The sequence below is a fragment of the Nonomuraea sp. NPDC051298 genome (assembly GCF_055586305.1).
Genome location: NZ_JBVJIM010000009.1, coordinates 42080 through 53902, shown reverse-complemented (window position 1 = coordinate 53902; position 11823 = coordinate 42080). Strand labels below are relative to the sequence as shown.

The window sequence follows — 11823 nt, the reverse complement described above, 5'->3', positions numbered from 1 at the left end:
CGAGGAAACGGATCTTGGACGGCTACTGAAGGTCCATCCGCTGAACGTCATTTCCGGGCGGATGCGCGGGCAAACAGATGCGACTCCATTTTGCTCTACATTAACAATCTTATTGCTCCCATTAAACATTTATCAAATGAAATGAGAGGATATGTCCGATTGTGCGGCAAATGGAGCTGTGCTCGGGGATGCGGTGGCGGGGTTTCGCGCGCTTCGCCGCCGGAAAGGTACGCCGGTGGCGACGTCAGTGCGCATGCGGCATCGACCCGGGACTGAAAATCCGCGAGCGGATAAAAATGCCCGGCCGCCGGCCAGGAAAAGCTGCTCGTGCCGCCGAGGCCGGTCGTGTTCGCCGTGACGGTGACGCGTGCCGGCGCTCGCGGTGCGATGCGTCGTTCCGGGTGTGGCGGCGGCCGTCGGCGTGGGAGGGCGGCGTGGGTCGCCCCCTGAAGACTGCCTGCCGTGTTGCGCTGTCCCCGTCGGTGACGTGCGTCGGACGTTCCCCTGTCGGTAACGGTAAGTGCCCATGACGTCACGTTGGGTACCGTGATGCTTTCCGAGGGTGCAGGCTGTAAACAGCGCGCGGGAGCTTTTGCCGCACCGTTGACATGTCATCGGATCGATGAGGTTTATCTGGGTTGATAAATCCGGATATGTCCGCTTGTGGTGGCCCCGCAAGACCTCTGGCGGCAAGCCCCTGGTCTCCCACGGCGAGCCACCGTCCGGCCCTCCATGGCGAGCCACATTCCGGCCTCCCGGAGGCTCGCCGGGCGGGGGGCCCACCGGGGCGGGGTGTGAGGGGTGGTGGCGGCCGCGGGAGGGGCGGCCTTTGCGTTCGATCTCCGTCCCGCCGGTCCGCTCGCGACTCCCGAAGGCCGCTCGCCCCTGGAGGCGGTGGCGCGGCGGATGAGGGGGTGCGCGTCGAGCCGAATTCGGAGCGGTATCTATCCTTCTGTCAGGGAAAACAGGCAAATAACCACCCCTGTACGGAATTCAGAGCCACCCCTACGGCGCTGGCTATGTTGGAGAACGGGGAAGTGGGCGTTCGAGGAGCGAGGGGGAGCACCATGATCGCTGAACCGATCCCTCACTGGCCGGGACGCATGGTCGGCTCGGTCCACGTCCGATCCACGCCCAAGCGGGGCCCCGCCGAGCAGGCGGTCTTCGTCCACGGGCTGACCGGGGCGGCCACCAACTGGACCGACCTCATGGGCGAGCTGCGGGACACGGTCACCGGCCACGCCATCGACCTGCCGGGAGCCGGCTTCTCGCCCGTCCCCGCCGACGGCGACTACTCCGTCGCCGCGCACTCCAAGGCCGTGATCGGCCTGATGGAGCACACGGGGCCGGCGCACCTGTTCGGCAACTCGCTCGGCGGCGCGATCGCCGTCAGGGTCGCCGCCACCCGCCCCGACCTGGTGCGCTCGCTCACGCTCATCTCTCCGGCCCTGCCCGACCTGCTGCCCAGGATGGGCCCCGTCCGGGTGGCCGCCGCCGCGCTGCCGAGGCTGGGCGAATGGGTGGCGGCCCGGATCCGCCTGGTGCCCGCCGAACAGCGCATCACCGCGTCCATGGCCATGGTCTGGGCCGACGCGCATACCGTGCACCCCCAGCGCCTGCGCGACGCCATCGAGGAGCAGCGCAGGCGCGACGACCTGCCCTACGAGGGCGAGGCCATGGTCGGCTCGACCCGCGGCATCGTGTCGGAGTATTTCCGCCGCGGTGAGGACACCCTCTGGCACCAGGCGGCCAAGGTCGAGGCGAGCACCCTCATCATCCACGGGCGCCACGACCGCCTGGTCCGCCCGGCCATGGCCAGAAAGGCGTACCGTACGTTCCGGCAGGTCAGGCTCGTGCTGCTGCCGACGGCGGGGCACGTCGCGATGATGGAGATGCCGCAGGTCGTGGCGGCCGAGGCACGCCGTCTGATCGGTGAGACGCGATTGGGGAATGCCCCACTGCCCGGCTAGGTTTCACTGAAGGATGAGACCCCCTGGAAACGGGAGCGTAGAAAGTGTCGTTGCCACCGCTGGTCGAGCCGGCCGATGAGCTGACCGTCGACGAAGTGCGCCGCTACTCGCGCCACCTGATCATTCCCGATGTGGGCATGGCGGGGCAGAAGCGGCTGAAGAACGCCAAGGTGCTGTGTGTGGGCGCCGGGGGCCTGGGCTCGCCCGCGCTGATGTACCTCGCGGCGGCGGGCGTCGGCACCCTCGGCATCATCGACTTCGACGTGGTCGATGAGTCCAACCTGCAGCGCCAGATCATCCACGGCCAGTCCGACGTGGGCAGGCCGAAGGCCGAGAGCGCCGCCGCCTCGGTACGCGAGATCAACCCGTTGGTCGACGTCGTGATCCACAACACGGCGCTGACGACCGACAACGTCATGGAGATCTTCTCCGGCTACGACCTCATCGTCGACGGCACCGACAACTTCGCCACGCGTTACATGGTCAACGACGCGGCGGTGCTGCTCGGCAAGCCGTACGTCTGGGGGTCGATCTACCGGTTCGACGGCCAGGCCAGCGTGTTCTGGGCCGAGCACGGGCCGTGCTACCGCTGCCTCTACCCCGAGCCCCCGCCCCCCGGCATGGTGCCGTCGTGCGCCGAGGGCGGCGTGCTGGGCGTGCTGTGCGCGTCGATCGGCTCGATCCAGGTCAACGAGGCGATCAAGCTGCTGACCGGCATCGGCGACCCGCTGGTGGGCCGGCTGATGATCTACGACGCCCTGGAGATGAAGTACCGCGACGTCAAGGTCCGCAAAGACCCCGAGTGCGTGCTGTGCGGCAAGAACCCGACCGTCACGCAGCTCCTCGAGGACTACGAGGCGTTCTGCGGCGCGATCTCGGACGAGGCCGCCGAGGCCGCCAGCGGCTCCACCATCACCGCCAAGGAGCTGAAGGGCATGATGGACCGCGGCGACAGCATCTACGTCGTCGACGTCCGCGAACCCAACGAGTACGAGATCGTCTCCATCCCCGGCGCCACGCTGATCCCGAAGGGCGAGTTCCTCAACGGCTCGGCCCTGGAGCGGCTGCCGCAGGACAAGAAGATCGTGCTCCACTGCAAGTCGGGCGCGCGTTCGGCCGAGGCGCTCGCGATCGTCAAGAACGCCGGTTTCTCCGACGCCGTCCACGTCGGCGGCGGAGTGCTGAGCTGGGTCAAGACCGTGGACCCCAGCCTGCCCAGCTACTAGCGGTTTCTGGGGATGTTCCCCGGACGCCCCTATTAAAGTCGGTGGCGTGAACTCCGCCCGCCCATGGCCCACGCTCGTGGTGGCCTCCGCGCTGACGCTGATCTGCGCGGTGGCCGCCGGAGTGGCGGGCAGCACGGCGGGCACCGAGCTGACCCGCGGGCCCACGACGGCCGAGCTGCACGCCGCCGCCCGGCGCGAGGTGGCCGAGCGCTGGCGCACCTGGCCCACCGGCCGCATCTTCCCCGCCACGCTGACGTACTCCGCCGAGCAGGGCGGTCAGGAACGTGCCAAGCGGATCGGCATCTCCCCCGACACCGGCTGCGGCGGCGACTCGGTCGACACCAAGGCGGTCGCGGCCCTGCGCAGGGCGGGTTGCCGGGGTGTGCTGCGGGCCACGTACATCGACGCGCTGCGCGGGGTGCTGGTCACGATCGGCGTGGTGGCGCTGCGTGACGAGCCGGGCGCCGTACGCGCCAGGTCCGCCTTCGACGACACCGGCAAACCGTCGCCCGGCCTGCGCCCGCTGGCCTTCAGCGGCACGGTGTCCGACCGGTTCACGCCCGCGGTGCGGCAGGCCGGGTCGGTGCGGCAGGCGGGGCCGTACCTGGTGCTCACCACGGCCGGACAGGTGGAAGGACGGCCCGCGGGGACGGGCGAGCCGCGCCCGACCATCTTCGCCTTCGCCACCGAGATCTCCGAGCGCGTGCTGACCGATCTGAGCGCGCCCGCCATGCCCGACTGCGCCTCCCAGGAGTGGCGGTGCTGAGCGGGGGCAGGAGCAGGATCGTGCTGAGACGCGGTGTGGTGGGCGCGGCGGCCGTCGCGCTGCTGTTCACCGCGTCTCCCGCGGACGCCGACGACGTACGGGGCGGGCAGGAGGCGGTGATCAAGACGCTGGCCCTGACCCAGGCGTGGCGCGTCAGCAAGGGCGCCGGGGTGACGGTGGCCGTGCTCGACTCGGGCGTCGATCCGCGTCACCGCGACCTCGTCGGCTCGGTACGCGTGGGCCGCGACTTCACCGAGGGCGCGAACCCGCCGGGGGTGGCCCCGAGCAGGCTGCACGGCACGTACATGGCCTCGCTGATCGCCGGGCACGGGCACGGGCCCCAGGGAAAACGGGGGATCATCGGCGTCGCGCCCGAAGCGGACGTACTGTCGGTAAGGGTCATCCTCGAGGATGAGGAGCCGGGTTTCCGGGAGTTCAACTCGGCCGAGCGCTTCGAGAACGTGGTGGCCCGAGGCATCCGCTACGCGGTGGACGAGGGGGCGGACGTGATCAACATGTCGATCTCCAAGGAGCTGGCGACCAGGGAGGAGCGGGCGGCCATCCGCTACGCCATCTCCAAGGGCGTCGTGCTGGTCGCCGCCGCGGGCAACGAGGGCGACAGGAAGATCGTCGGCGACTCCGCGCCCTACTCCTACCCGGCCGCCTTCCCCGGTGTCGTCTCGGTCGGGGCGACCGACCGGCGGTTGCGGCGGGCCACGTTCTCCAACTGGAACTCCTCGGTGCTGGTGGCCGCGCCCGGCGTGGACATCATGGGCGCGGGGCCGGGCGACGAGTACTGGGTCGGCAGGGGCACGTCCCAGGCGACCGCGCTGGTGTCGGGCATCGCCGCCCTCATTAAGGCTAGATATCCGGACATGTCGCCGCCGCTGGTGGCGCGGGCCATGGCCGACAGCGCCGTCGATCGGCCCCCGGGCGGCTACGACACCGCCACCGGCTTCGGCGTCGTCAACGCCGCCAGGGCGCTGACCCAGGCGTCCCGGCTGGCCGGTCACACCGAGGCCGCGGGCGGCGACGAGGCGCAGGACCCGGCGCTGCCGCTGGCGGGCGGGCAGGCGGGCCCGGTCGACGTGGTCGTCAGGGACGAGCGGCACGTCATGGTCTACACGACCGTCGCCGCCGCGGCCACGGTCGGAGCGCTCGCGTCCCTGGCCGTCATCTTCATCCTGGTCAGGCGCGTACGGAGGGCACACATCTCGCAAGACGCATGATCCGCCCCCCAAGGGGGACGAAATAGACACAGCGAATACGGGAACGAGGCGGTGGTGAGGGGACGTAGGTCGACCACAGGGCTACCGCGCGCCGGGGGAGAGCCCCCGGAGGGCCGGCGGAACCCGCTCGGCGCCGGCACCGGCCGCCGCTCACGGGTGCCCTCCTGGCCGGGGGCGAACTCCCGCGGTCGCACGGCCGCCAAGGAACGGGCCGAGCAGGCCGCCCTCCAGCAGGGCGTACGTTACCGGCGGACGTTCGTGGCGCTGCTCGGCGTCATCATCGCCGTGTCGGCGGTCGTCGTCCTCTTCGGCACGGTCGGCCTCTTCACCGAGACCCGTTCGCGCCCGCTCACCCCCGCCGAGCAGAACCGGTACAAGGACGAGGAGATCGCCCGTCGCTGGCAGGCATGGCCCGTCACCGGGGTCTTTCCCGAAGAGGTGAAATACCTCGGGCTCGACCGCGCCCAGCAGTACGCCAGGCGCGTCGGCATCGCCCCCGAGACCGACTGCGGCAAGGGCGTGGACGCCTCCGTGGCCGGGGTGCTGGACAGCCACGGCTGCGTGACGATGCTGCGGGCCACGTACGTCGACCAGACCGCCGCCTTCGTCATCACGGTCGGCGTGGCCGTGCTGAAGGACGAGGAGTCCAGGGTGTCGGCCGGCGAGGAGCTGACCCAGGACGACCGCGTGGGCGTGCTGCCGGTCGCCTTCCCCGGCACGGTCAGCGAGCGGTTCGGGCCCGACCAGCGCCAGCGCACCGGCTGGGTGGGCGCGGGGCCTTACCTGGTGTTCTCGACGGCGGGCTACGCCGACGGGCGGACCAGGGCCTCGGTCCCGCCGGAGGAGATCCTGCACAGCGAGCTGTGGCCGGCCGCCAAGTCCGTCGGCAACCAGATCGCCTACTTCCTGGCGGACCCGCCGAAGGTGCCGCCCTGTACCCAGGGGAACGTGTGCTGACCGCCGTACGCGCGATCACGGCAGCGCTGCTCGCCTTCACGGGCACCGCCGCCGACCCCGTCAGGGACCAGCAGCAGTGGGTGCTCGACGCGCTCAACGTCGAGCAGGCGTGGTCGGTCACCAAGGGCGAGGGCGTCACGGTCGCCGTCGTCGACAGCGCGGTGGACGGCACGGTCAAGGAGCTGAAGGACCGCGTCACCGCCGGCCCCGACATGACCTCGGGCACCGTCACCCGCGCGCTGCCGCCGGGCAGGCACGGCACCGCCATGGCGGGCCTCATCGCGGGCTCCGGCGCGGGCGACGGCTTCACCGGCGTCGCGCCCGGCGCGCGCATCCTGTCGCTGCCCATGGTCATCGACGAGGAACCCGGCGTGGGCGTCCCGCCAACGGTGGGCGACGACGCCGCCGAGAGCCCGCTCGCCCGCGCCCTGCGCTACGCCGCCAACCACGGCGCCCAGGTCGTCAGCATGTCGATCGGCTCCTACGGCCCGCTCAGGTCGGAGCGCGAGGCCGTCTCCTACGCCCTCGGCAAGGGCGTCGTCCTGGTCGCCGCCGTGGGCAACGACGGCCAGACCCCGTACGCCAAGGACAAGGGCACCTCCTACTGGAGCTTCCCGGCCGGCTACCCCGGGGTGATCGGCGTGGCGGCGACCGACCAGCAGGGCAAACGGGCCACGTTCAGCAGCGACAACCTGTCCGTACAGGTCTCCGCGCCCGGCGTGGACGTGCCCGTGGTCAAGCGCGGCAGCGGCTACGAGCTGTCGCAGGGCACCAGCTCGGCCGCCGCGCTCGTGGCCGGGGTGGCCGCGCTCATCAAAGCGCGCTACCCGGCCCTGCCGCCCGAGCAGGTCGCCCAGGCACTGTCCGCCAGCGCCAGGGGACGGCCCGCCACCGGCTACGACGACCAGACCGGGTTCGGGGTGGTGGACGCCGCCGCCGCGCTGAACGCCGCCGAGCGGCTCACCGGCGCCAAGCGCAGCGTCACGCCCGGAGTCGAGCACTTCGGCCAGGGCGAGAACTCGCCCGTGCCGACCCGGCCAGGGGCGGACCCGCTGCGGCTGTGGCTGTACGGAGGCGGCGTGCTCGTGGCGCTGACCATGTTCTGCGGCGCCATCATCGTCCTCAACCAGCGCAGGGACCAGGCATAACGGCAAGACGGCGAAGAGGTTCCCCCTTGGGGAGAAGATCCGCTATGGTCCCCCGTCATGGGATACGAGCTGCGGGTGGTGCGCGAGTCACCGCTCGCCTTCGCGGAGTTGGCGAAAGCCATCGCGCCGGCCGGTTTCGAGCTGCGCGAGTCGGAGGAGATCGTGGCCGGTCACGCGGGCGGCACGCACCCCGTGGCGCGCTGGCGGGGCCAGCTCATCGGCGAGCCGGGCTCCGACTGGCAGGTGGCCCAGCTCCTGCGCCTGTCCGCCGCGCTGGGCGCCCGGCTCGTGGGCGAGGACGGTGAGGTCTACTCGCTGCGCGACGGTGTGATAGAGGTCACCTCGGGGGGCGGCGTGGTCGAGATCGGCAAGTTCGACGAGATCATCGACGCGGGCCCGGCGGCATGGAGCCCGTGAACCCCTTCGCCGAGCGGGTGCTCGACGTCGTCGAACGCATCCCGCCCGGCCAGGTCATGGCCTACGGCGACATCGCCGAATACCTCGGCGAGGGCGGCCCCCGGCAAGTGGGCAAGGTCATGTCCATCTGGGGCGGGGGCGTGCCGTGGTGGCGCGTCGTACACGCCGACGGCACCTGCGCGGCCCCTGACCACCTGCAACGCTGCCTGGCCCACTGGCGCGAGGAGGGCACCCCGTTGCGCGGCGAGCGCGCGGACATGCGCCGGGCCCGCTGGGACGGGCGTTCAGGCGATTTTCAGTAACCGGTCCGACCTGCGCTTTCGCCGAACGGGCGATTCTGTGACATGTGACTCCCATTACCATGGGCAGAACACTGATGGCGGCCCGAAAGGCGGTCCTCCCCTATGGCCACCGGCGTCACAGCCCGAAGCCAGGGCGGCGATTCGCTCGCCGACCGCCTGAAGGCTGTCCAGGATCTCTGTGACCGTGGCGAGCCTCTCGACGCGGTCATGCGAGCGGTCGGCCCCGGCGGTCGCGACGCGGCGTTCGACACCGAGGTGCTCAGCGGCCCTCTGGGCGCGCGCATCGAGCTCGCGGTCAAGCGCGGCGCGGAGCGGCGGCGCGAGCTGCTCGACCTCGTTCGCCCCTACCTCGCGGCGGTCGACGCGCGGGTCAAGCGCGACCTGCCGGTCGCGCGGCGGGTCGTCTGCCACCTGATCGAACACCGTCCCGACGGCGAGCTGGTCGAGGGCGAGACGCTCGCCACGGTGGTCGCCGCGGCGGCCGAGCCGTCCAAGCGCATCCGCAAGGGCCTGCGCTGGTACGCCGACCTGCCCTTCCGCGACGAGCTGCCGCCCGGCCTCTACCGCCTGCGGCGTGCCGACCTGGTGCCGGTGACGCACATCGACGACATCGTCTGGGTCGACGGCAGGCTGCGCGTGAGCGGGTTCGCCTACCTGGCGGGGCTCTCGGTGCGCAGCCGCCGGTTCAACTGGGCGACCATGGTGCTGCGCGGGCCGCGCTGGCTGCCGCCCATCCGCATGCGCACCCGCCGGGTCCTGGCCCCCGAGGCCACCCACGGGGCGCGCGAGCCGGGCTGCAACTACGACTGGTCGGGATTCACGGCCGAGCTGAGCCCGTGGCCGCTGCGCTGGCGCGCCGGGGTCCGCGGGGTGGTCTCCGCCGTACGCCGTCGCATGCGCCACCGTCCCTCCGTGCCCGACGCCACCACCTGGCGGGCCGAGATCGTGTTCTGGAGCCGGGGCGCGCGGGCCACGGGCCTGCTGCGCGGCTCCTCGATCGGCCGTCCCGAGCGCCCCGCCGGGCTCAAGCTGAAGCCGGGCTGGTGGGTCCGCCCGGTCTGGACCTCCGATCGGGCGCTGCAGGTCGTGCTCCAGCCCAACAGGGCCGAGCTGACCGGGGTGTCCGTCGACGGCGAGCGCCTCGAACTGAAGATCTTCCTGCCCGGCCGGCAGGTCACCAAGGGCCACGCCCGCCTGGGCGGCCACCGCATCGCCGCCGACTTCACGCCGTCGGACGGCGGCACGCAGGTGCTGGTCGGGCTCGCCGTGCCCGCCCTGCTGCAGGAGAAGGACGGCCGCCGGCTCTGGGTCGAGCCCAAGGGCGACCCGGCGGCCTCCGTCATGCTGGCCGACCTGGTGGAGACCCGCGCGCCCGTGGGCGACCGCGAGATCACCGTGCTCGGCGACCGCCGCGACCGGGTCGTCGTCTCCGCCCACCGCATCCGCCCGGCGATCACCTCGGCGGTCTGGGAGGGGCAGGCGCTCGTGCTGCGTGGCCACTACCCCGACGCCCCCGGGTCGCGCACGCTCACCTTGCGGCACCGGTCGGGGCTGTCCTACGGGCTGCCGATGGAGCGCTCCGGCGAGGAGTTCTCCGTACGCGTCGAGCCCGCGTCCATGGAACGCTTCGGCGAGGCCGTGCCGCTGGCCTCCGGCACCTGGAACCTGTCGCTGCGCCACCCGTCGGGCGAGATCGTCCCGCTGCGGATGCACCACTCGGCCCTGGCGGGGCTCGACGAGGAGCCGCGCACGCTCGGCGGCCACATCTACCGGATGATCTCGACCCGCTTCGACGTGCCGGTGATCACGGTGGAGGAGGCCAGGCCCAACGACGAGCGCGGGGTGGCCGGCACCCACGTGCTGCGCCGCGTCTTCTACCCGGCCCAGCGCACCGAGGCGCTGCGCGAGGCCACCGTCTACGTCGTCAACGACGGCCGCCTCTACGCCGACAGCGTGCGCGCCATCTACGAGGAGCGGCTGCGCAGGGGCGACGACAGCGAGCACATCTGGGTCGTCAAGGACGGCGCCTTCGTGCCGCCCGGCGGCGCGACCGTCGTCCGCGCGGGCAGCCGCGAGCACCACGAGGTCCTGGCCAGGTCCCGCCACATCGTCACCAACTCGTTCCTGCCCGTCTGGTTCCGCGCCAGGGAGGAGCAGGTCGTGCTGCAGACGTGGCACGGCACGCCGGCCAAGCTCATCGGCAACGACCAGCCCCACATGAACCGCGACCCCCGCCCGCCGATCTGGCACCGCCAGGCGGCCGAGGTGCGCGGCTGGGACCTGCTCCTGTCGCAGTCGCCGTGGGCCACGCCGGTGCTGCGCAAGGCGTTCGGCTACAAGGGCGAGATCCTGGAGAGCGGGCTGCCGCGCAACGACGTGCTCAACTCGCCCGACCGCGACTCCCTGGCGCAGGCCGTGCGCGAGCGCCTGGGGCTGGCCCAGGGCAAGCGCGTGGTGCTGTACGCGCCCACGTGGCGCGACTACGACCGCAAGAACGCCATGGTCAAGCTCGACCTCGCCAAGGCCCGCCAGGCGCTGGGCGCCGACCACGAGATCCTCGTACGCGCTCACCCGATGCAGGCCATGCCCGCCGTCCCCGACATCGCCCGCGACGTCACCACCTATCCCGACATCGCGGACCTGCTGCTCGTGGCCGACGTGCTCGTGACCGACTACTCCTCGGTCATGTTCGACTTCGCCTGCACCGGCAAGCCGATCGTGCTCTACGGCTACGACCTGGCGAAATACTCCAGCAAGCGGGGCCTCTACCTCGACCTGCCCGAGCAGGCGCCCGGCCCGCTGCTGTCGACCTCGGCGCAGGTGATCGAGGCGCTGCGGTCGATCGACGAGGTCGCGGCGCGGCACGCCGACCGTTACGACGCCTTCCGGGCCACGTTCGCGCCGCGCGACGACGGCAAGGCGACGGCCCGCGTGGTGGACCGCCTCTTCTCCTGACCCGCGACCGCGTGAGCGGTCCGGCTCAGAACAGCTCGGGGAGGTCGTCGGGCAGCGCGTACGTCCTGGCGGGGTCGTAGCCGTCCTGGTCCTTGGGCACGGCCCCGTCGGGAAGGTCCTCGACGAGGACGTAGAGCAGCGCCGAGATGCTCGTCGCGCAGACGATCTCGCCGTTGTCGACGAGCTTGCGGACCCGGGAGAGGTGCACCCACTCCACCCGCTCGGCCTCCCAGGGGTCCGACGGCGGCCCGATGTGCGTGGCCGAGCCGGCCCGGTAGACGTGGTGCAGGCTGTCGGAGATGCCGCTGCTCGGCTGGATCGACATCAGCGGGCGCAGCGGGCCCGGCCGCCAGCCGGTCTCCTCCTCGACCTCGCGCGCCGCCGCGTCCCGTGGCTGCTCGCCCTCCTCCACCTGCCCGAGCGGGATCTCCCAGCCCCAACTGTCGGTGATGAAGCGGTGCCGCCAGATCAGCAGCACCCGGTCGTGACCGTCGGTGACGACGGCTCCCGCGCCCGGCGCGGTACGGAGGAGCCGGTGATCGAGATGCCTCCCGTCGGGCAGCTCGACGTCGGCCACCCGTACGTCCAGCCATGGGTCACGGTAGAGGGATCTCTCGGAATGGACCTGCCAGCGCATGCGTTCGACCTCCGCGCAGGGCGAGCTGATGACCCAACGTTACAAGGTCGCACTCCCCGTAGGCCGACGAACCGCCGACGCCGGTGCGGCGGGTCGGCTCCGTCCCGGACGGGGTCTTCGGGTGGCGGGCTTCCATGACGCTGCGGGCGAACAGAGCGCCCGGCGTGTCGCGATGAAATCCGATATTTGCCCCGATAGCGTGGGCGGATTGCCATG

At 71.6% G+C, this 11823-nt stretch carries 10 protein-coding genes; 9 read left to right on the top strand and 1 reads right to left on the bottom strand.

The genetic code is table 11. The annotated features are described in order from the left end of the window. Positions 1–1067 precede the first annotated feature (1067 nt). The 9 genes from ACZ6S0_RS25290 to ACZ6S0_RS25250 all read left to right on the top strand — a co-directional run bounded on the left by ACZ6S0_RS25290 (position 1068) and on the right by ACZ6S0_RS25250 (position 10970). Positions 1068–1970, top strand: a complete 903-nt coding sequence (locus ACZ6S0_RS25290; protein ID WP_465921792.1) for an alpha/beta fold hydrolase — start codon at positions 1068–1070, stop codon at positions 1968–1970. A 44-nt stretch (positions 1971–2014) separates the two neighbouring features. Next, complete coding sequence (moeZ, locus tag ACZ6S0_RS25285; RefSeq protein WP_465921791.1) at positions 2015–3196, top strand: adenylyltransferase/sulfurtransferase MoeZ; 1182 nt, start codon at positions 2015–2017, stop codon at positions 3194–3196. A gap of 46 nt (positions 3197–3242) precedes the next feature. Continuing rightward, positions 3243–3962: a hypothetical protein gene (locus ACZ6S0_RS25280; protein WP_465921790.1), complete on the top strand. Its 720-nt coding sequence runs from the start codon at positions 3243–3245 to the stop codon at positions 3960–3962. Between the two features lie 20 nt (positions 3963–3982). Further along, positions 3983–5191 (top strand): S8 family serine peptidase, encoded by a 1209-nt coding sequence (locus ACZ6S0_RS25275; RefSeq protein WP_465921789.1) that lies wholly within the window; start codon positions 3983–3985, stop codon positions 5189–5191. Between the two features lie 54 nt (positions 5192–5245). Beyond that, a complete protein-coding gene (locus ACZ6S0_RS25270; protein WP_465921788.1) occupies positions 5246–6148 on the top strand; it encodes a hypothetical protein in 903 nt (300 codons plus the stop codon). Then, on the top strand, positions 6142–7296 hold the full coding sequence (locus ACZ6S0_RS25265; RefSeq protein WP_465921787.1) for a S8 family serine peptidase: 1155 nt from the start codon (positions 6142–6144) through the stop codon (positions 7294–7296). Before ACZ6S0_RS25270 ends, ACZ6S0_RS25265 begins: the two co-directional genes overlap by 7 nt. Positions 7297–7353: 57 nt before the next feature. Beyond that, complete coding sequence (locus ACZ6S0_RS25260) at positions 7354–7713, top strand: hypothetical protein (protein ID WP_465921786.1); 360 nt, start codon at positions 7354–7356, stop codon at positions 7711–7713. Continuing rightward, positions 7701–8015 (top strand): MGMT family protein, encoded by a 315-nt coding sequence (locus ACZ6S0_RS25255; protein WP_465921785.1) that lies wholly within the window; start codon positions 7701–7703, stop codon positions 8013–8015. Before ACZ6S0_RS25260 ends, ACZ6S0_RS25255 begins: the two co-directional genes overlap by 13 nt. Positions 8016–8222: 207 nt before the next feature. After that, on the top strand, positions 8223–10970 hold the full coding sequence (locus ACZ6S0_RS25250; RefSeq protein WP_465921784.1) for a CDP-glycerol glycerophosphotransferase family protein: 2748 nt from the start codon (positions 8223–8225) through the stop codon (positions 10968–10970). Between the two features lie 25 nt (positions 10971–10995). Here ACZ6S0_RS25250 and ACZ6S0_RS25245 read toward each other — a convergent pair whose 3' ends face one another. After that, positions 10996–11607: an NUDIX hydrolase gene (locus ACZ6S0_RS25245; protein WP_465921783.1), complete on the bottom strand. Its 612-nt coding sequence runs from the start codon at positions 11605–11607 to the stop codon at positions 10996–10998. Positions 11608–11823: the final 216 nt, after the last annotated feature.

Excerpts from the sequence above, each read along its gene's own strand:
- ACZ6S0_RS25260 (WP_465921786.1), top strand. The coding sequence starts at position 7,354 with ATGGGATACGAGCTGCGGGTGGTGCGCGAGTCACCGCTCGCCTTCGCG.
- ACZ6S0_RS25250 (WP_465921784.1), top strand. The coding sequence starts at position 8,223 with ATGCGAGCGGTCGGCCCCGGCGGTCGCGACGCGGCGTTCGACACCGAG.
- ACZ6S0_RS25255 (WP_465921785.1), top strand. The coding sequence starts at position 7,701 with ATGGAGCCCGTGAACCCCTTCGCCGAGCGGGTGCTCGACGTCGTCGAA.
- ACZ6S0_RS25290 (WP_465921792.1), top strand. The coding sequence starts at position 1,068 with ATGATCGCTGAACCGATCCCTCACTGGCCGGGACGCATGGTCGGCTCG.
- ACZ6S0_RS25245 (WP_465921783.1), bottom strand. The coding sequence starts at position 11,607 with ATGCGCTGGCAGGTCCATTCCGAGAGATCCCTCTACCGTGACCCATGG.